The organism is Clostridium moniliforme, assembly GCF_017873235.1.
Taxonomy (GTDB): Bacteria; Bacillota; Clostridia; order Clostridiales; family Clostridiaceae; genus Clostridium; species Clostridium moniliforme.
The window spans coordinates 71,981-96,218 of the sequence record NZ_JAGGJZ010000004.1; the positions used below are offsets into that span (position 1 = coordinate 71,981).

At 26.9% G+C, this 24,238-nt stretch carries 20 protein-coding genes; 17 read left to right on the plus strand and 3 right to left on the minus strand.

Going from position 1 to position 24,238, the window contains the following annotated elements:
* The first annotated feature begins 64 nt into the window (after positions 1 to 64).
* The 6 genes from J2Z53_RS07855 to ptsP all read left to right on the plus strand — a co-directional run bounded on the left by J2Z53_RS07855 (position 65) and on the right by ptsP (position 8,781).
* A complete protein-coding gene (locus tag J2Z53_RS07855; protein WP_209796925.1) occupies positions 65 to 748 on the plus strand; it encodes a response regulator transcription factor in 684 nt (227 codons plus the stop codon).
* Complete coding sequence (locus J2Z53_RS07860; RefSeq protein WP_209796926.1) at positions 726 to 2,588, plus strand: sensor histidine kinase; 1,863 nt, start codon at positions 726 to 728, stop codon at positions 2,586 to 2,588. The genes J2Z53_RS07855 and J2Z53_RS07860 overlap by 23 nt, the downstream gene beginning before the upstream one ends.
* Before the next feature lie 48 nt (positions 2,589 to 2,636).
* Positions 2,637 to 2,993 (plus strand): arsenate reductase family protein, encoded by a 357-nt coding sequence (locus J2Z53_RS07865; protein ID WP_209796927.1) that lies wholly within the window; start codon positions 2,637 to 2,639, stop codon positions 2,991 to 2,993.
* 349 nt (positions 2,994 to 3,342) lie between these two features.
* Entirely contained in the window at positions 3,343 to 5,574 is a 2,232-nt protein-coding gene (locus tag J2Z53_RS07870; RefSeq protein WP_209796928.1) for a ribonucleoside-diphosphate reductase subunit alpha, read from the plus strand.
* 20 nt (positions 5,575 to 5,594) lie between these two features.
* A complete protein-coding gene (locus J2Z53_RS07875; RefSeq protein ID WP_209796929.1) occupies positions 5,595 to 6,632 on the plus strand; it encodes a ribonucleotide-diphosphate reductase subunit beta in 1,038 nt (345 codons plus the stop codon).
* A 529-nt stretch (positions 6,633 to 7,161) separates the two neighbouring features.
* A complete protein-coding gene (ptsP, locus tag J2Z53_RS07880) occupies positions 7,162 to 8,781 on the plus strand; it encodes a phosphoenolpyruvate--protein phosphotransferase (RefSeq protein ID WP_209796930.1) in 1,620 nt (539 codons plus the stop codon).
* 78 nt (positions 8,782 to 8,859) lie between these two features.
* Here the strand turns inward: ptsP and J2Z53_RS07885 are convergent, their stop codons facing one another.
* Positions 8,860 to 9,624, minus strand: coding sequence for a DeoR/GlpR family DNA-binding transcription regulator (locus J2Z53_RS07885; RefSeq protein ID WP_209796932.1), 765 nt, complete (start codon positions 9,622 to 9,624; stop codon positions 8,860 to 8,862).
* 173 nt (positions 9,625 to 9,797) lie between these two features.
* Between J2Z53_RS07885 and J2Z53_RS07890 the strand changes: the two genes are divergently transcribed.
* The 11 genes from J2Z53_RS07890 to J2Z53_RS07940 all read left to right on the plus strand — a co-directional run bounded on the left by J2Z53_RS07890 (position 9,798) and on the right by J2Z53_RS07940 (position 22,399).
* Positions 9,798 to 10,700, plus strand: a complete 903-nt coding sequence (locus J2Z53_RS07890; RefSeq protein WP_209796934.1) for a glycyl-radical enzyme activating protein — start codon at positions 9,798 to 9,800, stop codon at positions 10,698 to 10,700.
* A 15-nt stretch (positions 10,701 to 10,715) separates the two neighbouring features.
* On the plus strand, positions 10,716 to 13,121 hold the full coding sequence (locus tag J2Z53_RS07895) for a glycyl radical protein (RefSeq protein WP_209796935.1): 2,406 nt from the start codon (positions 10,716 to 10,718) through the stop codon (positions 13,119 to 13,121).
* Between the two features lie 19 nt (positions 13,122 to 13,140).
* On the plus strand, positions 13,141 to 13,821 hold the full coding sequence (gene fsa, locus J2Z53_RS07900; RefSeq protein WP_209796937.1) for a fructose-6-phosphate aldolase: 681 nt from the start codon (positions 13,141 to 13,143) through the stop codon (positions 13,819 to 13,821).
* A gap of 194 nt (positions 13,822 to 14,015) precedes the next feature.
* The gene (locus tag J2Z53_RS07905) at positions 14,016 to 14,552 is read left to right on the plus strand and encodes a chromate transporter (protein WP_209796938.1); all 537 of its coding nucleotides are present in this window, start codon (positions 14,016 to 14,018) and stop codon (positions 14,550 to 14,552) included.
* Positions 14,553 to 15,083 carry a chromate transporter gene (locus tag J2Z53_RS07910; RefSeq protein ID WP_209796939.1) on the plus strand — a complete coding sequence of 177 codons (531 nt, stop codon included), beginning with the start codon at positions 14,553 to 14,555 and terminating at the stop codon, positions 15,081 to 15,083.
* A gap of 234 nt (positions 15,084 to 15,317) precedes the next feature.
* A complete protein-coding gene (locus J2Z53_RS07915) occupies positions 15,318 to 15,965 on the plus strand; it encodes a biliverdin-producing heme oxygenase (protein ID WP_209796940.1) in 648 nt (215 codons plus the stop codon).
* A 118-nt stretch (positions 15,966 to 16,083) separates the two neighbouring features.
* On the plus strand, positions 16,084 to 17,280 hold the full coding sequence (iadA, locus tag J2Z53_RS07920; RefSeq protein ID WP_209796941.1) for a beta-aspartyl-peptidase: 1,197 nt from the start codon (positions 16,084 to 16,086) through the stop codon (positions 17,278 to 17,280).
* 130 nt (positions 17,281 to 17,410) lie between these two features.
* Positions 17,411 to 18,271: an ABC transporter ATP-binding protein gene (locus J2Z53_RS07925; RefSeq protein WP_209796942.1), complete on the plus strand. Its 861-nt coding sequence runs from the start codon at positions 17,411 to 17,413 to the stop codon at positions 18,269 to 18,271.
* A gap of 351 nt (positions 18,272 to 18,622) precedes the next feature.
* Positions 18,623 to 20,173, plus strand: a complete 1,551-nt coding sequence (locus J2Z53_RS07930; RefSeq protein ID WP_209796943.1) for a nitrite/sulfite reductase — start codon at positions 18,623 to 18,625, stop codon at positions 20,171 to 20,173.
* A 267-nt stretch (positions 20,174 to 20,440) separates the two neighbouring features.
* Complete coding sequence (locus J2Z53_RS07935; protein ID WP_209796944.1) at positions 20,441 to 20,743, plus strand: hypothetical protein; 303 nt, start codon at positions 20,441 to 20,443, stop codon at positions 20,741 to 20,743.
* A gap of 198 nt (positions 20,744 to 20,941) precedes the next feature.
* On the plus strand, positions 20,942 to 22,399 hold the full coding sequence (locus J2Z53_RS07940; RefSeq protein ID WP_209796946.1) for an NADP-dependent glyceraldehyde-3-phosphate dehydrogenase: 1,458 nt from the start codon (positions 20,942 to 20,944) through the stop codon (positions 22,397 to 22,399).
* Positions 22,400 to 22,437: 38 nt separating this feature from the next.
* Here J2Z53_RS07940 and J2Z53_RS07945 read toward each other — a convergent pair whose 3' ends face one another.
* Both J2Z53_RS07945 and J2Z53_RS07950 read right to left on the minus strand, forming a co-directional pair.
* Positions 22,438 to 23,043, minus strand: coding sequence for a cell wall hydrolase (locus J2Z53_RS07945; RefSeq protein WP_209796948.1), 606 nt, complete (start codon positions 23,041 to 23,043; stop codon positions 22,438 to 22,440).
* Between the two features lie 60 nt (positions 23,044 to 23,103).
* Positions 23,104 to 24,111, minus strand: a complete 1,008-nt coding sequence (locus J2Z53_RS07950; RefSeq protein WP_209796949.1) for a hypothetical protein — start codon at positions 24,109 to 24,111, stop codon at positions 23,104 to 23,106.
* Positions 24,112 to 24,238: the final 127 nt, after the last annotated feature.

Here is a 24,238-nt window from a genome sequence, read left to right on the forward strand (position 1 = left end):
AGGTAGATGTTAATTATATTGAATTTACGATAATATAAATATAAGGAAAGGAGTGTCTACAATTATGTTTAATATTTTAGTGGTAGATGATGAAAAAGAAATAAGAGATGCTATAAACATATATTTAAGAGGAGAAAACTTAAAAGTCTTTAATGCAGGAAATGGACTTGAGGCTCTAGAAATATTAGAAGAAAAAAATATCCATCTCATAGTTCTTGACATAATGATGCCAAAGTTAGATGGAATAAAGACATGTCTAAAAATTAGAGAAAATAATAATATTCCTATAATAATGCTATCAGCAAAAGGGGAAGATTCAGATAAAATTTTAGGCTTAAATGTAGGAGCTGATGACTATATAACAAAGCCTTTTAATCATTTAGAACTTGTAGCAAGAGTAAAATCACAACTTAGGAGATATGAAAAACCATTATCTATGGAAAATAAAGACTTTATAAAGGTTAGGGACCTTGAAATAGATACTGTAGCAAAAAAAGTTACAGTAAGAGGAGAAGAAATAAAAGTAACAGCCACAGAATATAAGATACTTGTACTTCTAGCTTCAAATCTTGGAAGAGTATTTTCAATTAAAGAGATATATGAGAAGGTTTGGGAAGAACCATTTTATAAAAGTGAAAATACAGTTACAGTTCACATAAGAAGAATAAGAGAAAAAATTGAGATTAATACTAAAGAGCCTGAATATATAAAGGTGGTATGGGGAATTGGATATAAGATTGAAAAATAAAATGAAAAAATACTTTAATAATATATGGCTTGTAGAAATAATAATAGCAATTTTAATAACAATTTTATGTGTTGATATTTCAGTTAAATATATAAATAGTCCAGAGGCACATTCGGGAACTGGTGTAATGGATGCTGTATTTGATAGAGATGCTTTTTATAAAAATTCATTAAAAAATGATAGTAAATTATTAAGTAAAGATTTATACAATAGGACAGATGGACTAAATAAATTTTTATATTCAACTGAAAAAGGAAAAGATGCTTTAAGAAAAGATATATATGAAAATAGTTTCTATTCACAACAATCAGTTAAAAAGGAAAAGTTACCTAAAAATATTTACTTTATTATAAGAAATAAATTTAATGATGACATATTTACTAATGATCCATTTTTCCAAGGAATTAAAAAAATTCAAGGAGAAAATTTATATAAGATAATTGATGAAAAATATAAAGGCGAGGGTATAATTACTTATAGTTGTAATAATGTAAATATATATAATCAAGTTGTTGAAGATGGAGATGACAATTATTCTGAAAATGTACTGAAAAATTTTGAAGAAATTTACTATGCACCTGAAAATAAATATGAAGGTGAAGTAAATGACTATATAAAAGAGTTTTGCTTTTTTATATTTTTGATTGTTGTTGATATATTTTTAATATGCAAGGTTATTTACGTATTTTTAAGTAAAAAGGGTAAGGTTATAGTACGAGGAAATATAATAAAAGATATAATATATATATTTAAGCATGTATTTAAATATAAAGGGCCAAGAAAGGCTATGATTATAGCAATAATAACTAGTATTATATTTTATGTAATTTATTTATATATTTTAGCCTTAGGTGGAACTGGAAAGAATATTATAGTTAACTTTTTTGAACTATATCCATTTAAAGGAAGTTTCCTTTTGGTATTACTTCCAATGATAGGAGTTATGTATTCAATTAAGAGAAATATTGAAATTGGAATGGTTAAAGATGACTTGAAAATAATAAATGATGGTAATTTTGAACATACAATAAAAGAAATTGGTGGAGTTGAAATTAGAGAACTTATTGAGAATATTAACAAAATGAAAGAAGGATATAATATAGCTGTTGAAGAAGCACTTCAAAATGAAAGATTAAAAACAGAATTAATTTCCAATGTGTCTCATGATTTAAAGACACCATTAACATCAATAATAAATTATGTAAATATACTTCAAGACAATAGAATCTCAGAAGATGAACGAAAAGATTACTTAAAAATATTAGAACAAAAATCAAATAAATTAAAAACCCTTATTGAAGATTTATTTGAGGTTTCAAAAATAAATTCTGGAAAGTTACAATTAAATAAAGAAAAAATTGATATTGTATCACTTATATATCAAGCTATTGGAGAATATTCTTCTCTTTATGAAGAAAAAGGAATAGAATTTAAAGTTGAGTGCCCTGAAGAAGAAATAATAATGGATTTAGATGGAATAATGATATCTAGAGTTATTGAAAATATAGTAATAAATGCACTTAAATATTCACTAGAAGACACAAGAGTATATGCTAATATTATAAAAGAAGAAAATGGAGTTTTAGTTTCATTTAAAAATGTGGCAAACTATGAAATGGATTTTGATGAAGCTGAAATGTTTGAAAGATTTGCAAGAGGAGATAAATCAAGAACATCTTCAGTTGAGGGGTCAGGTCTTGGTCTTGCAATAACTAAAAGCATAGTAGATCTTCATGGAGGAACAACTAGAATAAAAAGAGAAGGAGATTTATTTAAAATATATGTATTCTTACCATTTAATGACGAAGATGTATTAAAAATAGATGAAACTTTAAAATAACAATGTTATAATAATAAATATTAATTAATAATTATTAGAGGTGAGAGAATGAGTTGCTTATTTTTAGAATATCCTAAATGCACAACTTGCAGAAAGGCAAAAAAATGGTTAGAAGAAAATAATATAGATTTTATAGATAGAGATATAAAACTTGAAAATCCAACAAAGGAAGAGTTAAAGTTATGGTTAGATAGAAGTGGATTAGAGATAAAAAAATTCTTTAATACTAATGGAGCTCTTTATAGAGAAAAAGGTATGAAGGATAAAATTAAAGAGTTATCAGAAGATGAACTTTTAAATATTTTAGCATCAGATGGAATGATGGTTAAAAGACCTTTAATTATATGTGATTCTAAAGTATTAGTAGGCTTTAAAGAAGCTGAGTGGGAAAGTAATTTAAAGTAAATAGTATAAAATAAAAGATTTTTTATAAAAATTTAAAGGATTAAGAACTATATTTAATAGAGCTTGGTCCTTTTAATTTCGTATTTTAAGATTATAAATAAAATAAAGGTATATATTAATCATACAAACAATGAATATCTCTTAGTTGAAATTGTCAAAGGATAAAAGTTATTAAAAAGAAGAGATATTCAAAGCTTTATAAAAGAAAAGCCTTAATATAATACTATATTAACCTTTATAAAATTTTACACATTACATTAGAAAAATTATAATATACTAAGTCAATATATTGTATTGGTTTGGTGAAAATGCAATATAGATATACTATATATTGTTGGAGGTAACTTAGGTGAATAAAATAGAAGAGCTTTGTAAGTTAGGGCTAGAGTCAATTAAAGATAGATCGGGAATATACAATATAGATAGATTAAAAGAAAAGTTAGATTTAATTATAAGACCTGGAATGGATTATATAGAGATAAGAGATTCGTTAATTCAGGTATCCTTAGAGCTTACTACAGATATGGAACCAGATTGGCAAAGTATAGCTGCTAGATTATATGTTTATAAGCTTTATGATGAAGTGAAATTAAATAGGGGATTAGAAGAAAATGAAAACCCTTATAATAATTTATATAAATTTATAAGTAGCTTAACAGAACAAAACTTATATGGAAAATATATATTAGATAATTATTCAAAAGAAGAAATAAAAGAGTTAGAAAAAGAGCTTAAGCCAGAAAGAGATTTCCTATTTACTTATAGTGGAATAAAATTATTAAGTAGTAGGTATCTTGTTGAAGATTTTAATAGAAAAGTTTTAGAATTACCTCAACAAATGTTTATGGGAATAGCAATGCATCTAGCAATTCCTGAAAAGAAAGAAAATAGAATTTATTGGGCTAAGAGATTTTATGATGTATTAAGTTCTCTTAAAGCTACAATGGCAACCCCTACAATGGCAAATGCAAGAAAGCCATTTTATCAACTAAGTTCTTGTTTTATAGATACTGTAAATGATAGTTTAAAAGGAATATATAAATCCCTTGATAACTTTTCAGAAGTATCAAAGTTTGGTGGAGGAATGGGTATATATATTGGTAAAATAAGAGCCCTTGGTTCACCTATAAGAGGATTTAAAGGAGCATCTGGTGGAGTTATACCTTGGGTGAAGTTATTTAATGATACTGCAATTGCTGTTGATCAATTAGGAGTAAGAAATGGTTCAGTTGCAATATGGCTTGATGTATGGCATAAGGATATACCAGAATTTCTTCAAATAAGAACAAATAATGGTGATGATAGAAAAAAAGCTCATGATGTATTTCCAGGTCTATGCTATCCAAATCTTTTTTGGAAGCTTGCAGAGGAAGATATAGATGCCAATTGGTATATGATGTGTCCTCATGAGATAAAACAAGTAAAAGGTTATTCATTAGAAGATTTTTATGGAGATGAATGGGAAAAAAGATATTATGATTGTGTAAATGATGAAAGAATTGATAAACGTGTTATGAAAGTAAAAGATATAGTAAGGCTTATTATAAAAAGTGCAGCAGAAACTGGAACACCATTTGCTTTTTATAGAGATACTGCAAATAAGATGAATCCAAATAAGCATAAGGGAATTATTTATTCATCAAATCTTTGTACAGAAATAATGCAAAATATGAGTGCTATGGATATACAAAAAGCAGAAATAACTGATGAAGATGGGGAATCGGTTGTTGTTGAAAAGATTAAAGCAGGAGACTTTGTTGTATGTAATCTTTCATCAATAGTTCTTGGAAATGTTGATGTAATAAATGAAAAAGAAATTGAATATGTTGTTGAAACTCAAATAAGAGCTATGGACAATGTTATAGATTTAAATTACTATTCAGTTCCATATGCAGAAGTAACAAACAAAAAGTACAGAGGAGTAGGACTTGGAACATCTGGTTATCATCATATGCTTGTAAATAATAGAATACACTTTACAGCAAATGAACATAAAGAATTTGTAGATAAAGTTTATGAAAACATAAATTACTATGCAATAAAAGCAAGTATGAAAATTGCAAAGGAAAAGGGAAGTTATAAAGTATTTGAAGGATCAGATTGGGAAAGTGGCGATTACTTTAAAATTAGAGGATATGATTCTAAAAGATGGAATGACTTAAAGGATGATGTAAAAAAATATGGAATGAGAAATGGATACCTTATGGCAATAGCTCCAAACGGGTCAACTGCAACTTTAGCTGGAACGTCAGAAGGGGTAGACCCTGTTATATCAAGATTTTGGCTTGAAGAGAAAAAGGGAAGCATAGTTCCAAAGACAGCACCTGGACTTTCAGAAGAAACTTATTGGTATTATAATTCAGCTTATAACATAGACCAAAAGTGGTGTATAAATATGAATGGGGTAAGACAAAGACATATAGACCAAGGTCAATCATTTAACCTTTATATAACAACTAACTATACAATGAGACAGATTATGAACCTTTATATAGAAGCTTGCAAATCAGGGGTTAAGTCAATTTATTATGTTAGAAGTAAATCACTAGCAGTTAGTGATTGTGAAAGTTGTTCTGCTTAAGATTAGGAGGAAAATAATATATGTTAGATATAAATAAAAAGCCTCTATTTAATGAATTTGGAGATACAGAAACTTCAAAAAAGAGGATGATAAATGGAAATACTACAAATCTTAATGATTTTAATAATATGAAATATACTTGGGTATCAGATTGGTATAGACAAGGAATGAATAACTTCTGGATACCAGAAGAAATAAACTTAGCACAAGATTTAAAAGATTATAAAAAATTAGAAGAAACAGAAAGAATAGCTTATGATAAGATACTTTCATTTTTAATATTTTTAGATTCGATTCAAACAGCTAACCTTTCTAATATAAATAATTATATAACAGCAAGTGAAGTTAACCTTTGTCTTACAATCCAAGCATTTCAAGAAGCGGTTCATTCACAAAGTTATAGTTATATGTTAGATACAATATGTTCTCCAGAAAAGAGAAATGAAATCTTATATCAATGGAAGGATGATAAAATTCTTTTAGAGAGAAATAAATTTATAGGAGATCAATATAATACATTTTTAGAAGATCCAACAAAGCATAATTTATTAAGAACTATAATGGCAAATTATATATTGGAAGGAATTTATTTTTATTCTGGATTTATGTTTTTCTATAATTTGGAGAGAAACGGCAAGATGCCAGGTTCAGCACAGGAAATAAGATATATAAATAGAGATGAAAATACCCACCTTTGGCTTTTTAGAAATATAATAAAAGAATTACAAAAAGAGGAGCCGGAAATATTTACTGAAGAATTAAAAAATGAGCTAAGAGATATGGTTAAAATCGGAGTTGAAAATGAAATAGCTTGGGGACATTATGTTATAGGCGATAGTATACAAGGAATTAATAAAAAACTTATTGAAGAGTATATAAAATATTTAGGAAATATGAGATTAACAGCAATAGGATTAGAAAAACTATATGAAGGTCATGATGAAAATCCAGCTGAGTGGGTAGATAGGCAAGCAGATGCAAATTCTGTAAAAACAGATTTCTTTGAAGCTAAATCAACAGCTTATGCAAAAGCAGCTACGCTTATAGATGACCTTTAATAATATTTTAATTTAAAATACTAGGAATATATTTATTTATGTTACCTATAATAAAAATGAATATTAATATTTATAAATTAGTGTAATTAAAAAATATATATAAAAAGCAAAACAATAAACATTATGAATCATTACAAATTTAATATTATATTGTTATATTTTTTAATAGTTTATAGTTTTGCTTTTTTATAAAATAAATCATAATCAATAAAAATAAAGTTTTAAAAATATACAAAATAATAAATTATTAGAAATAATTTGAGTATGTACAAATTAATTAAATAAATTACAAAAAATATTAAATAAGTAATTAATTTCAATATATTACAAAAAATAATTAGAAATTATTAAAAAATGAATGATTAATTAATAAAAAAACTATATAAAGTAGTCAAAAATTAAATAAATTATGCTATAATTAATGAGGGTTGTACTTAATATGTAAAAGTTATCATGAATTTGTTATTTAATAACAATTTTTTATTTTACTTAATTTATTGAAAGTAACATAATTAAGGAGGATTTTATTATGAAAAAAGGTATTGCTGCTTCAAAGGGATACGCAATAGGTAAAGTATTCTTACAAGAGCATGAAGAAATAGTTATAACTGATGAAAAAATTACAGATGTAGTTGCAGAAAAAGAAAAATTACAAAAGGCACTAGATGCTTCAAGAGAGCAATTAGAAAAAATCAAATCTAAAGCTGCTGTTGAAATGGGAGAAGAAAAGGCTGCTGTGTTTGAAGCGCACATTACTTTATTAGATGACCCAGAATTTACAGGTGCTATGACTATGGAAATAGAAAACAATAGTATAAATTCAATGAAAGCTGTTGAAAATGTAACAAATACTTTTGTTGCTATATTTGAATCAATGGAAGATGCTTACATGAGAGAAAGAGCAGCAGACATCAAAGACGTTTCAAAGAGAATAATTTCAAACTTAGCTGGAAAAGGCGGAGATGCTTTTGCAATAACTGAAGAAAATACTATAGTTGTTGCTCATGATTTAACTCCATCAGATACAGCTCAATTAGATAGAAGTAAAGTTGTAGCTTTCTTAACTAACATTGGAGGAAGAACTTCTCACTCAGCTATTATGGCTAGAACATTAGAAATTCCTGCAATAGTTGGATTAAAAGATATAACAACTTCAGTTAAAACTGGAGATTCAATAATCGTAGATGGTATTGAAGGAATTGCAATAATTAATCCAGATGAAGTTACAGTTAAAGAATATGAAGCTAAAAGAGATAAATTCTTAAAAGAACAAGAAGAACTTAAGAAACTTATTGAAGTTAAAACTGTAACTAAATCAGGTAAGAGAATAGAAGTTTGCGGAAATATTGGTAAAGCACAAGATGTTGATGGTGTTTTAGCTAATGGTGGAGATGGAATCGGATTATTTAGAACTGAGTTCTTATATATGGATAGAGATAATGCTCCAACAGAAGAAGAGCAATATGAAGCATACAAATATTTTTTAGAAAATATGAATGGAAAACAAGTTGTTATAAGAACACTTGATATCGGTGGAGATAAGACATTACCATACTTACCATTACCACAAGAAATGAATCCATTCTTAGGATATAGAGCAATTAGACTTTGCTTAGATAGAAAAGAAATATTTAAAGTTCAATTAAGAGCATTATTAAGAGCTTCTGTATATGGAAACCTTGCAGTAATGTTCCCAATGATTTCAGGAATTCAAGAATTCAGATCTGCTAAAGAAGTAGTTGAAGAATGTAAGGCTGAACTTAAAGCTGAAGGAATTAAATTCTCAGATTCAATCCAATGGGGTATCATGGTAGAAATCCCAGCTGCAGCAGTAATGGCTGATGAATTAGCTAAAGAAGTTGATTTCTTCTCAATAGGAACAAATGACTTAATTCAATATACATTAGCAGCAGATAGAATGAGTGAAAAAGTATCATACCTTTATAATCCAATGCACCCAGCTGTACTTAGATTAATAAAGATGACAATAGATGGAGCTCACAAACATGGTAAGTGGGTAGGAATGTGTGGAGAAATGGCAGGAGACGAAGCTGCTATTCCAACACTAGTTGAATATGGATTAGATGAGTTCTCAATGAGTGCATCATCAATATTAACTGCTAAAAAAATAATCTTAGAACAAAAATAAGATATTTTTTATAAATAACACAAATAGCCCAAAATAACTTAAGCGTGGAATTTATTCCACGCTTTTGCTTTATAAAATTTATATTATTGAAATATTTAACTTATTCATAAGTTTTATTATTTTGTTATCTGGAAGCATTTCAGTTATTATATAGTCTATTTGAGAAAGGGAAGCAAATTTGTAAGTGCCATCAAAATGGAATTTTTTATTTTCAATTAATAGATAAACCTTATTTGAAGAAGCTATAATTGCTTTTTTTGTGTTACCTTCTTCTAAATCGAAGTTACAAATGCTTTTATCAAAAATATTTATTCCACAGCTTCCTATAAAAGCTTTATTAAATCTATACTTTGAAATACTCTCAATTGCCTCTGAGCCAGTAACGCCACCAAGAGCTTTATTATATAATCCACCTATACAGATTAAATCTATATTTAAATCAGCACTATTAAATAAAGAAGATATTTCAACCATATTAGTTACTAAAGTAATTTTTTTAGTACTTTTTGATAATAGCTCTGCTAATAAATAATTTGTACTAGATATATCTAAAAATATAGTATCTTTATCTTCTATTGAATTAAATGCTTTAAGGGCAATTTCTTTTTTTGTATCAATATTTTTAATTAATCTATTTGAAATACTTGTAGTTTCAGCAATTCCCCTTGGAAGTATGGCACCGCCATAAGTTCTTTCAACTAATCCTTCCTTTTCAAGTTTATTTAAATCTTTTCTAATCATACTTTCTGTAACATTAAATTTAATACTTAAATCTTTAACAAGAACTTTATTATCCTTTTTTAATAATTCTAATATTTCATTAAGTCTTTCTTCCATAAACATTTATTTATACCTCTAATCTATAATCAATCTTTTTATATTATTATAACCAAAACGAGAATAAATGAAAACAAATAAAAACAAAATTTATTGACAATAGTAATAAATGAAGATAAAATATAATCAAACAGTAATAAATGATAATAAACGAGAATAGGATTAAGAGGGTGGTTAAAATGACCAAAGCAGTTGTCTGTGAAATTGAAAGATATGCAACTCATGATGGTCCTGGAATTAGAACAGTAGTCTTTTTAAAAGGGTGTCCATTAAAGTGTATATGGTGTGCCAATCCAGAAACCCAAAGAAAAGAAAATGAAATTTATTACAACTTAAATAAATGTATTAAATGTTTAAGATGTGTAAAGAACTGTAAAAATGGTGCGTTAACCTTTGAAAATGGAAAGATAGTAATAAATAAGGAAAAATGCAACTTATGTGGTCTTTGTATAAAAATGTGTCCAATGTCAGCTTTAAATTTTGTTGGTAAAGAAAGAGATGTTAATGAAGTATTTAATGAAGTATATAAAGATTTAGTTTTTTATAAAGAGTCTGGTGGAGGGGTTACAGTTTCAGGAGGAGAAGTATTAGTAAATAAAGAATTTACTAAAGAACTTTTAAGAGAATGTAGAGAAAATTATATAAATACAGCAATTGAAACAAGTGGCTTTGGAAATTTTGAAGCTCTAAAAGAAATAGCAAACTTATGTGATTTAGTTATGTTTGATATTAAAAATACCTGTGATAGTGAGCATAAAAAACTTACTGGGGTATCAAATAAATTAATATTAGAAAATTTAGAAAAACTAAGTAAAATTCATAACAATATAATAATTAGAGTTCCTGTTATACCAGGCTGTAATGATAGTAGAGAAAATATTAAAAGAGTTTCATATATAGCAAATAAAAATAATATTAAAGAAGTTCATTTATTACCATATCATTCTTTAGGAAAGGAAAAATATAATCAGCTTCAAAGGGATTATGAATTAAAATCTTTAAACAATCTTAAAGAAAGTGATGTGGAATATTTAAAAGATATTTTAGAAAACAGTGGATTAAAATGTGTTATTGGAGGATAAGGAGGAAGCTTTATTATGAAAAATTATGAGATTAAAAGTGAGAGAGTTAAAAAGTTAAGAGAATCAGTATTATCACAAACGCCTATGGTATGTATAGAAAGAGCTAGATATGTAACAGAGGCTTACAAGGAAAATGAAGCAGAACCAATTTATATAAAAAGAGCAAAAGCTGTTGAAAAGACATTAGAAAATATGACAATTTATATTAAAGATGGTGAGTTAATTGTTGGTAATCAAGCATCTAATGAAAGAACAGCTCCTGTTTTTCCAGAATATGCAGTACAATGGATGGAAGATGAAATAAAGGAAAAAGGAAATTTTGATAAAAGAGATGGAGATAATTTTCATCTGCCAGAGGAAGATATAGATGAACTTTTAGAAATAGTTCAATATTGGAAGGGTAAAACTTTAAGAGATAAATGTTTTGCTGTTATGCCAAAGGAAATAGAAGATGCAATTAATGTAAAGGTTATCCATGGAGAAGGGAATATGACATCAGGAGATGGACATATAGTTCCTGATTTTGAAAAGGCATTAAATATTGGTTTAAGTGGAATTATTGAAGAGGCAAGAGAAAAACTAAATAGTTTAGATATAAGTGAAAATGATGCTTTAAGAAAAAAAGGATTTTTAGAATCAGTAATTATTACAAATGAGGCAGTAATTAAGTTTGCAGAAAGATATTCAAAACTTGCAATAGAACTTGCACAAATTGAAAAGGATGAAAAGAGAAAAGAAGAATTATTAGAAATAGCTAAAGTTTGTGAAAGAGTTCCAAAGGAAACTCCAAGAACATTTTATGAAGCAGTTCAAATGATCTGGTTTATTCATTTAGTTATTCAAATTGAAAGTAATGGACATTCAGCATCTTTAGGAAGAGTGGATCAATATCTTTATAAGTTCTACAAACATGATATTGAAAATGGAATTATAAATAGGGAAGAAGCTAAGGAACTTTTAGAATGCTTATGGGTAAAATTATATTCAATATTAAAGGTTAGACCAACTTCTCATGCAGGTTATGGGGCAGGTTATCCAACATATCAAAATGTAACAATAGGTGGTTCAAATTTTGATGGAACAGATGCTGTAAATGAATTAAGTTATCTTATATTAGAAAGTGTTGCAGAAGCAAAGCTTACTCAACCAAATCTTTCAGCTAGATTACATGCAAATAGTCCAGAAAGATTTCTTCGTGAATGTGCAAATGTTATAGCAACTGGATTTGGTATGCCAGCTCTTCATACTGATGAAATTATAGTGCCAGCTCTTTTAAATAAGGGAGTAGATTTTAAAGATGCATATAATTATACAATGGTTGGATGTGTTGAAGTAGCTGTTCCAGGTAAGTGGGGATATAGATGTACAGGAATGACATTCTTAAATATGATAAAGGCTTTAGAGCTTACTTTAAATGATGGATATGATAAGAGAACAGGAAAAACACTTTTATCAGGTAATGGAAAATTAACTGACTTTAATACCTTTGAGGAACTTTGGAAGGCGTGGGAGAAAAATATAGCTTATTATACAAAGCTAACAGTTGCATTAGATAAACTTGCAGACACTCATTTAGAAGAATTCCCAGATATACTTTGTTCATCATTAGTAGATGACTGTATAGGAAGAGGAAAGACAATTAAAGAAGGTGGCTCAGTATATGATTTTATTGCAGGACTTCAAGTTGGACTTTCAAATGTAGCAAATTCTTTTGCAGCATTAAAGAGTGTAGTTTATGAAAATAAATATTTAAGTACAAAAGAAGTAATGGAAGCTCTAAAAAATAATTTTAGTGGAGAAAATGGGGAAGTAATTAAAAAGATATTACTTGAAGCACCTAAGTATGGAAATGATATAGACTATGTAGATAATATTGCAAAGGAAGCTTATGATACTTATATAAAAGAAATTAAAAAATACAGAACAACAAGATATGGAAAAGGTCCTATTGGTTGCAAATATGGATTATCAACTTCAGGAATTTCTTCAAATGTACCAATGGGAACAGTAACAGGTGCAACACCAGATGGAAGAATGGCTTGGACACCAGCTGCTGAAGGATCATCACCAGTACAGGGAACAGATACAAATGGACCAACATCTGTATTAAAATCAATAACAAAGCTACCAACAATTTTAATGACAGGAGGACAACTTTTAAATCAAAAGTTTTCACCAGAGTTATTAAAGGGAGAGGAACAGTTTGAAAAGTTTGTTGCCTTAATAAGATCCTTTGTTTTAATGAAGGGATGGCATATTCAATTTAATATTATTTCAACAGAAACTTTAAGGGCAGCACAAAAGGATCCAGAAAAATATAGAGATGTAATTGTTAGAGTTGCAGGTTATTGTGCACAATTTATAACATTAGATCCAACAACACAAGAAGATATTATAAAGAGAACAGAAGAAAAATTATAATTTTTAGGGGGAAATATTTATGATATATATGTTAGATACAGCTAATTTAAATGCTATAAGAAAGGCTTTTGATATATATCCAATAACAGGAGTAACAACAAATCCAACAATAATATCAAAGGAAAATAGAGATTTTATAGGATTACTAAAGGAAATTAGAGAAATTATTGGAGAAGATACAATGCTTCATGCACAAGTTATAGGAAAAAGTGCAGAGGATATGATAAAGGAAGCTAAATATCTTAATGAAACAATAGGAGGAAACTTTTATGTGAAGATTCCTGTTACAAAAGAAGGTATTAAAGCTATAAGAGTATTAAGTAAAGAAGGAATAAATATTACAGCAACTGCAATATTTACAGCACAACAAGCACTTATGGCAGCTGTAAGTGGTGCAAAATTTGTAGCTCCTTATGTAAATAGAATTGATAATATAAGTGGAAATGGAGTAGAAGTAGTTAAGGATATTATAGAAGAACTTAAACTATACAATTTAGATTGCAAAGTTTTAGCAGCTTCCTTTAAAAATGTTCAACAAGTTCAAGATTTATCAAGAAATGGAGTTCATTCAGTAACTGTTAATCCTGATATAATGGATAAAATGTTAGAACATCCTTTGACAGATTGGAGTGTAGATCAATTTATTAATGATTGGGAAAAGGTTTATGGAGAAGGAAAATTAACAACAGATGTAAAATAGTTAACATATAAATAAAAAGTGATATATTTAATAAAAAGGCAAAGTAATAAATAGATAGGAATATTATTTCTTAGAAGTTTTATACTTTGCCTTTTTTTATTATTATAATTGTTAAGATGACTTCTTTATTTGTATTTTAATTGTTAAGTTGTGATAAAATATGTGTATATCTAAAGTAATATGGAGGAAAAGTTGTGGATAAAGTTTTAAAAATGTTTATAGCTTTCTTTAAGATAGGAGCTTTCACCTTTGGTGGGGGATATGCCATGATTCCTATTATTGAAGAGGAAGTAGTAAATAAACAAAAATGGGTAAGTAAAGAAGAGTTTATGGATATGTTAGTTGTATCTCAAAGTTTTCCAGGTGCAATGTCTATAAATTGTTCTATTTTTATTGGTTATAAGATAGCAGGAGTTTTGGGTGGTGTAATAGCCCTTCTTGGAGTTGCACTCCCTTCATTTTTAATAATACTAATAGTAGCTACTTTTTTTATGAAATTTAGAGAGAATTATTATGTTAACCTTGTATTTAAAGGAATATCAGCAGCTGTTCCAGTATTAGTTTTAACAGGTGTTATAAGTTTAGCTAAAGGTATAGATAAAAATATAAGAAATGGAATAACAATAGTTTTAGCATTAATAGCTTTAGTTATTTTTAAAATTAATCCTATTATAGTAATTATAGTTGCTGCTATATATGGGGCTGCATTTTTAAGGAAGAAGGTGAAGTAAATGAGTTTAATAATACAATTATTTTTAACCTTCCTAAAAATAGGAACCTTTAGTTTTGGTGGCGGATATGCCATGATACCATTTATACAAAGTGAAATAATTTTAAATCATCATTGGATAGATAATAAGGTTTTTATGGATATAATAGGTATTTCTCAAATGACCCCAGGACCAGTAGCTATAAATTCAGCAACATTTGTTGGATATAAAGTATCTGGAGTTTTAGGTAGTGTAGGAGCTACTTTAGGAGTTGTAACAACATCTTTTATATTAGTATCTATAGCATCAAAGGCTATGGAAAAATTTAAAGAGTCAAAAATTTTAAAAGGTGCACTACTTGGTATGAGGCCAGTTCTTATAGCATTAATAATTCAGGCATTTATAGATTTAGCTAAAGAAGCTTATGTAGATTTTAAAGCTATAATAATAACTGTAATTATAGGAGCTTTATTATTATCTAAAAAGGTTCACCCTATAATATCAATAATAATAGCAGGAATTTTAGGAATTATATTTTATGGCAATTTTTAATAAAAAAACATATTCTTAAATACCGTGTAAATATATTATTAAAAGATAATTATTATTAAATAATAAGAGAAAACAGGACTAAACATTAGAAATATAGACTTTTTATAGAGAATTCAAGAGAAATAGGAGAAATAATGATGTTGAATGTTTTATTTTAATAGATTATTATTTATCCATAAACAAGATACAAATAGTCGATGGACATTAAAATAAAATATTTAAGAAGGTGTTTTTATGAATTCTTTTATGAAAGAAATAAAAAATAATAATCAAATTTTACATGATTCAGCTGAGAAAACAGGTTTTTTGAAAAGACTTATGGATGGAAAGGCTTCAAAGGAAAGTTATGCAGAATATTTATTCAACATATATGAAATATATAAAACTATAGAATTTAACTTAGAAAAATACAGAGAAAATCCTGTTGTTAATAAATTTGCTATTAAGAAGGTTTATCGTACAGAAGAAATTTATAAGGATTTAAAATTCTTATTAGGAGAGAAGCTTAGCGAAATGAAATTACTAGCTTCAACAAAGGCATATATTGATAGAATTAATGAAGTTAGTGAAAAACAACCAGAATTATTAATAGCACATGCATATAGTAGATATCTAGCAGATCTTTTTGGAGGAAGAAGTATATATAAAATGCTTAGAGAAGCATATGGAATTGAACCAGAAGGATTAAACTATTATGTTTATGATGAAATTTTTGAAGGTGCAGAAGATATGAGAGCATTTGTTATGGAATACCATGGAATGCTAAACGAAGTTAATTTTGATACAAAACTTGAAGAAAAGTTTATTAATGAAGTATCTAATTCATATGTATATAATATAGCTATTTCAAATGAATTAGAAATTAAACTTTATAACAAATAAAATTATGGAAAGACTATATTCCTACTGAAGGAATATAGTCTTTTTTTATAGAAGTAAATATAATAATGAAAATTTGGGAATTTATAAATATATTAATTAATTTTTAGGAGGAAATAAAATGATTAAAGTTATAAAAAATATTAAATTATATTCTCCAAGAAGTTTAGGCAGAAAAGATATAGTTTTAGTAGGAGATAAAATAGAAGGAATATATGATAACATAAATATTCCAAAGGACTTTATAGATATTGAAATTATAGATGGTAATAATAAATGTGCCTTCCCAGGATTTATTGATGGCCATGTGCATTTAATTGGTGGAGGTGGAGAAGGTGGATTCAAGACTAGGACACCAGAATTGCAATTAAGTAATTTAACTACAGCTGGAATTACAACTGTTAATGGCTGTATTGGAACTGATGGAGTTTGTAGGAATATGAGATCATTAGTTGCTAAAGTTAAGGGATTAAAGGAAGAAGGAATTACAGCAACATGTTATACAGGTTCCTATGATGTTCCTGTAAAAACTATGACAGAAAGTATAAAGGGAGATTTAATGCTTGTAGATGAAATTATAGGAGTTGGAGAAATTGCTCTATCAGACAATAGAAGTTCTCAGCCAAGATTAGATCAGTTTATAAATTTAGTTGCAGAGGCTAGAGTTGGAGGACTTCTTTCAAATAAGTCTGGAGTTGTTAATATTCATTTAGGTGGAGGAGCTAGAAGATTAGATTTCTTATTTAAGATGTTGGATGAATCAGAAATACCAGCTACTCAAGTATTACCAACTCATATGAGCAGAACAAAGGAACTTTTAGATGCAGGGGCAGAATGGATAAAAAGGGGAGGATATATTGACTTAACAACAAGTTCAGATCCTAATAATTTGGAAAAGGGAGAATTGACAGCGTCAAAGGCATTAAAATATCTTTTAGATAAAGGATTACCAATAGAAAGAATAACTTTTACATCAGATGGAAATGGAAGTATGCCTATATTTGATGAATACGGAAAGCTAAAGGGTCTTGGAATATGCAGTGTAAAATCCCTTTATGAATCAGTAAAAGAAGCAATAATAAATGAATGTATATCAATGGAAGATGCATTAAAAGTAGTAACATCAAATGTAGCAGATATTCTTAAGTTAAATAACAAAGGAAGAATTGAAAAAGGAAAAGATGCTGATATAGTTATAGTTAATGAAAAGGACTTATCAATTGATAAAGTTATAGCTATGGGAAAAATTATGGTTGATGGAGGAAAGGCAAAAATAATAGGAACTTTTGAAAATGCTATTAAAAAGTCTTTTGATTAAAAGGAAAATAATGTATAATTAGTATAAGATAATTAGGTCGTTAAATTAGATAAAGTTCTATTTAATGACCATTTTTATTATTGAATTTGATGGAATTGTGGGAATTTAATAAATGATATGGGAGGGGCGTATGGAAGCTTTAATAATTAACTCCTTAACTAAATATCATAATGGTAAAAAGATAATTAGAGATATTAGTTTTAATGTTAATAAAGGGGAAATAGTAGGAATAGCAGGTCCTAATGGATCAGGGAAATCAATATTAATGGAGATGGTGCTTAATTTTTCTTCTCCATCAAGTGGTAATATTAGTGTCTTTGGATTAGATTCTAAAGATAAGGCTAAAGAAATTAAAGAAATAGTTGGATATGTACCAAATGATGTGGTTTTCTCTAAAAACTTAAAAGTAAAGGATATTTTTAAAGATAAAGAAGGAACTTTAGAAGATAGAATTAATGATTTATGTAGAAGGTTTCAGATAAATAAAAATAAAAGAATAGATGAATTATCCTTTGGCAATAGAAAAAAGGTAGCAATTATTAATGCTATTATAAAAAGCCCTAAAATGATTATTTTAGATGAACCTATTGCTAATATTGAAGAAGATGTAAAGAAAGTAATATTTGAAATAATATTAGAGGAAAATAATAAAGGAACTACTATAGTTTTATCGAGTAATAATTTAAATGATCTTCAAAAATATTGTGATAAGGTAGTAGTTATTAGAAAAGGAAAAGTTATAGGCATAAAAAATATAAAAATTCTTAGACGTTTTTTTAACAAAAAGATTATTATAAAAACAAATGATAATATTGAAAGTGATATAAGAATTCTTGGAGGAGAAGGGGTAAAGAGAGATAAGAATTACATTGAATTTTTATATAATGGTGATATAAATAGATTAATTAGATTTTTAGCAGACTATGAAATAGATGATATGTTATTAGAAGAAGAAAACATTATAAAAAGTACACTTAATTACTATAAATAAATTAAATTTTATATATATTATTTTTGTATATGTTTTAATAAGAATTTAATATAATATGATTTTATAAAATTAATTGTAGCTTAAAAATTTTAAGAATAAGGCTAGCTTATAATGGAATGTATAAGTTAGTCTTATTTTTTATTTATTAAAATATTTTTGCATCATTATTTATTTAAAGGTTAATCTTTATTAAAAACTTATTTATTAATTAGAAGTATAATAACACTTGATATATTTAAACAAAAGATTATAATTAATTAGTATATAGGTATTTAGTTATAATAAATATAAGAAAAAAATCTTTTATCATATAAATTTAACATAGTAAAATAAATGAAGAGGTGATTATAATTGAAAAAATTAAATGATGTATTAAAGGAAGAAATTATAGAGTTTAGAGAAAATGGACATAAGTTTCTAAATAAAGAACTTAATGTTGCACAATTTAGAGGAATATCTGGAGGAATGGGAGTATACGCTCATAGAGGTGGAAAAGAATTTGCGATAAGATTAAAAACCCCTTCAGGAAAAGTTACAAAGGAAGATTTTAATAAAATATATGAGTGGGCTAGTAGATACAATTTAACTTGGATTCACCCAACAACAAGACAGTCTATCCAATTACATGGACTAGGAATAGATGATGTTTGTGATTTAATGGAAGAAGCTATTGATTATGGTATATATACAAGAGGATCAGGTGGAAACTTTCCAAGAAATGTTGCAATGTCACCACTTTCAGGAGTGGAAAAGGGAGAAGCATTTGATGTAACACCATATGCAGAAGAAATAAATAAATACATTATGGAGAGAGTGTATACATATAAACTACCTAGAAAGATAAAGATAGCTATGGCTACTAATAAAAAAGATGAACCACATTGTACAGTAACTGATTTAGGATTTTTAGCAGTAAATAAGGATGGAGAGAAATTATTTAAAGTTTATTTAGGTGGTGGACTTGGAAGAAATCCAAGAATTGCAGTAGAATATGATGAACTTATAAAGGGAGAAGATGTTTTATATCATGTTGAAGCAATGACAAATTTATTTATTGCTGAAGGTGATTACAATAATAAGAATAAAGCACGTATAAGATATATAGTTGAAAGAATGGGAGAAGAAGAATTCTTAAAATGTTATAAAAAGCATTTAGAAGAAGCTATATCAAATAAAAATTTAAAAATAGATGTAAAAGAAAAAGAAATTAAAAAAGAAGGAATAAAAACTTCTAGAAAACATGCAAGATTAGTAGAACAAAAACAAGATGGACTTTATAGTGTTTATTTCCATCCAGTTGGAGGGAAATTAATGATTAAAGATCTTAGAGCTATCTTAGATGCTACAGAAAAGATGGATGATGTAGATTTTAGACTTACTATGAAAGAAGGTATGTATATAAGAAATCTAAATGGAAATGAAGCAGAAGAAATTTTAGATTTAACTCAAAATCGTGGTGGAGAACTAAAAGTAATGCAATCAGTAAGTTGCATTGGTGTGCCAATATGTCAAATGGGATTAAGAAATAGTCAAGAATTATTAACTAATATTTTAGATAAACTTTCAAATGAAAACATAGAAAAAGATATACTACCTTTAATTCATATATCAGGTTGTACAAATTCTTGTGGAGTACATGAGATTGGAGCTATTGGTTTTTCAGGAAAATCAAAGAGAGTAAATAATGAATTAAAGAGTTGTTTTGAGCTTCAAGTAGATGGCGATTTTGAAATAGATAATAGTCATATTGGTGAAATATATGGAGATATAGTAGAGACAGAAATACCAAACTTTATTTATGATTTATATAAAGTCTTAGAAAATAAAAATATAGAATTTAGAAATTGGTATAAAGAAAATAAGGAAGAATTTAAAAATTTAGTTTCAAAATATTTAGTTTAAAATTTTAGTTAATTTTGATTTTTAATTAAAATATATTAAACATTAAAGTTTTAGTTAATTATATTTATTTTGATAGAAAAGACTTTTTCAGTTAATGAAAAGGTCTTTTTTATATAAAATAAGTGGAATTTATAAATACCTAATTGATTTTTGGTTATTTTTTATGTTATAAAAGATAAACATAAAAGTTTTAAATATTTATATTTAAAAATAATTTGAAGTGTTTTAAAATATAGTAAAAATACTTTATTAAGAAGGAGAAATAATATGGCAAAGAAAACAAGCAAGAATAATGATTTTTTATATATTGCAAGAGAGAAGTCTTCTAAAAAGGTATATGATATAATTTTAAATTTAGTAAATAATGATAAAGAGGATTTAGCTAAGGAAGTTATGAAGATAGATTATATTTTAGAGTATACAAGTACTTGTATAAAACAGAAGGATTTTAAGGAAGCAAAAGAATCTATAAATAGAGCTACAGAAAGAATAAATAATTTAAAGAATAATGGAGTTAATATTGAACATTTAGAATATTTGAGAGATGGAATAAAGAAAAAAATAAAATAATTGTCTATACATGGATGAGTTAGTAAATATAACTCATCTATTTTTTGCTATAAAAATTAAGATGTTTTGAAATAATATAAATATGAAGAAAATTTTAATTCTTAGTAGATTTATACGAATTAAGTGGAAAAATGTATAAAAGTATATTATAATTAATAATAAATATCAACAAAAATAAATTATTGACGGAGGTGGAATATGTTTTTTCAAGAGATAGACGGTAAAAAAATTTATTCAAACTTATTAGATGGAAAATGGATAGTAAAAGATAAAGATAGATTAATAGAAATAAAATCACCAGCAAATGGAGAAACAGTAGGCTTTGTTGAAGCTATGAGTAAGGAATCTGTAGATGAAGCTATAAGTATAGCAAGAGAAGAACAAAAGAAGTGGAGAGAAGTTCCTACTAATGAAAAATCAAAATTATTGCATAATGTGGCTGATTTATTAGAAGAAAGAGTAGAAGAGATGGCAGAAATAATGATGCTTGAAATAGCTAAAGATAAAAAAAGTGCCATGTCAGAAATAAAAAGAACAGCAGATTTAATTAGATTTACAGCTGATACTGCTGAAAATATTAAAGGAGAATCAATACCAGGAGACTCATTTCCAGGATTTAAAAATGATAAGATATCAATAGTTACAAGAGAACCTCTTGGAGTTGTACTTGCAATATCTCCTTTTAATTATCCAGTAAACTTAGCAGGATCAAAAATTGCACCAGCATTAATGGCAGGAAATACTGTTGTATTTAAACCTGCAACACAAGGTAGTATATGTGGATTATATTTAGCTAAAGCATTTAATGAAGCAGGAATACCAAGTGGAGTTATAAATACAATTACAGGAAAGGGTAGCGAAATTGGAGATTATGTAGTTACACATAAGGAAATAGATTTCGTAAACTTTACTGGAAGTAGTGAAGTTGGAAGAAGAATTTCAAGAATTACAGAAATGAAACCACTTTTAATGGAACTTGGTGGAAAAGATGCAGCTATAGTTTTAGAAGATGCAGATTTAGATTTAGCAGCTAAAAATATTGTAGCAGGTGCTTTTTCATATTCAGGACAAAGATGTACAGCAGTAAAAAGAGTTTTAGTAATGGATTCAATTGGGGATAAGTTAAGTGAAAAAATACTAAAGGAAATGGAAAAGGTAACAGTAGGAAATCCATTAGATGGAGATTTTACAGTTGGACCTTTAATAAGCAGTAAGGCATGTGACTTTGTTGAAGGATTAATAGAAGATGCAAAGGAAAAAGGAGCTAAACTTTTATTAGGTGGAAATAGAGAAGGAAATACTATAATGCCAACATTATTTGATAATGTAACAGTGGATATGAGGATTGCTTGGGAGGAGCCTTTTGGACCAGTTCTTCCAATAATAAGAGTAAGTGCTATTGATGATGCAATAAAAATTGCTAATGAATCTGAATATGGACTTCAATCATCAGTATTTACTAAAGATATAAATAAAGCTTTTTATGTAGCAAATAGATTAGAGGTTGGAACTGTTCAAGTAAATAACAAAACAGAAAGAGGACCAGACCACTTCCCATTCTTAGGAGTTAAATCATCTGGTATGGGAACTCAAGGTGTTGCTTATTCAATAGAAGCTATGTCAAGACCAAAAGCAACAGTTATAAATTTAAAATAATAAAAATATAAAAGGCTCCAAACTTATGGAGCCTTTTTCTATTGCTTAAAAAAAGTGTGATTTCCTATTCTTTTAGAATCTTTTTTTGCTGTTGCTTTCATCCAAGAGCAAGTTGAAATTGCTGGATTATAAAAAAATAAAGCTTCATTTGTAGGATCTTTACCTCTTATGGCTTCATAAACAGCATCATAACAAGATTCATTAGGCTGGGCTATTAATTTTCCATTTTGAACACATGAAAATGCATTCTTCTGAAAAATTACATCAGTTATAGTATTTGGAAATTTAGGACTCATTACTCTGTTTAAAACTACAGATGCAACAGCAACCTTTCCTTTAAAAGGTTCACCTCTACTCTCACAGTAGACAAGTTTAGCCATTAAATCAATATCTGCTTTTGATATTTTAAGTTGAGCACCTTTTTGATTAAAAACTTCTATATTATTTTTATTATTTTTTGCTGATTTTTCTTTTTTATTTGCTTCACTTTTAGAGTTAGTTTTATCATTATTTTTAGTGTTATCTAGATCTTCTATATTTTCAGTTAGGGAAATATAGTCAAATAAGCTAAGCATTGAAGCATTGGCTTCTACAGATGACATTAACATCATAGAAAGTAAAAAAAGACTTATAAATTTTTTCATAAAAACCTCCTTTTTACAACCCAGTCAATATTATTATTACCAAAGGAGGATAATTCTATACTATTTTTCTTTAAAATACTCTAAGTCATTACACAATTTACTTAATGATGTTATAAAATCTGAATATTTTGAAAAGGTATTTTTATAATCTTCTTCTAATTTGTATTTGTTTTCTTTAGATTCTATATCAAGATGTAGTGTTTCATCCATAGAAGATATATATAAGTCATATAAGTTAATTGTTTCAAGCAATTTTGAATGAACTAAATTAGCTTCTTCAGGAACACTTATCATATAAAAGTCATTTTTAATATTATCAATAATAGATTTTTTATTAGATACATCATTAATTAATGTATTAAAATTTCTATTAGTTTCTTTTATATTATCTAAGGCTGGTTTTAAATCTTCATCTATTTGTTTAAGTTTAACTACTATATTGTCAACTTTTAATATATATTCGTATTTTTTTTCATTAGAAATATCTTTCATCATATTAACTTGAATTAATGTATCAAAATATTTATAAGTTTTATCAAAAAAATTAAGAGATTCATTAGATATTATATCTTCTATTCTAAGGTTAGATAGATCATTTCTTATATTATTAAAGTCATCTAATGTTTTTCTATATTTTTTTAGTTTATTTGAAAGATTTGAACTAGATGGTGTCATATATAGGGATAAACACTCATTATAAAGTGAAGAATTAAGTTTTAATGTTTCATTAAATTTTTCTTTTATAGTGTTAACTGTAGGAGGTACTTCTAACTTATTTAATTTTTCATTTGTATCTTCTAAATTACTAATATATTTAGGTAGTTCATTTTTTACAGCTTCAGAATCTATTCCTTCATCTGTAATTAATTTTTGCAAATTAGAATTTATAGAATAAGTTTCTTTAGAGAGTTTATTAATACTTCTAATACTTCTACTAGATGGTGTAAATTTGGTTATAATAAGAAGTAGGATTGGAACCAAAATGATTAAAAATGATACGATTAATAACTTTTTTTTAGGTTTTAAATAATGAATAAATTTATTTAAATTTTCTTTATAAATTTCCATGAATACTCCTCCTTTTCATAGTTTAAATAAAGTAATCTTATAAATTATATTGCTAAAGGTTTTAAAATATTATTAAGAATAATAAAAAGTAATATACTATTATATTAAGGAATAAGTATTTGGTGTA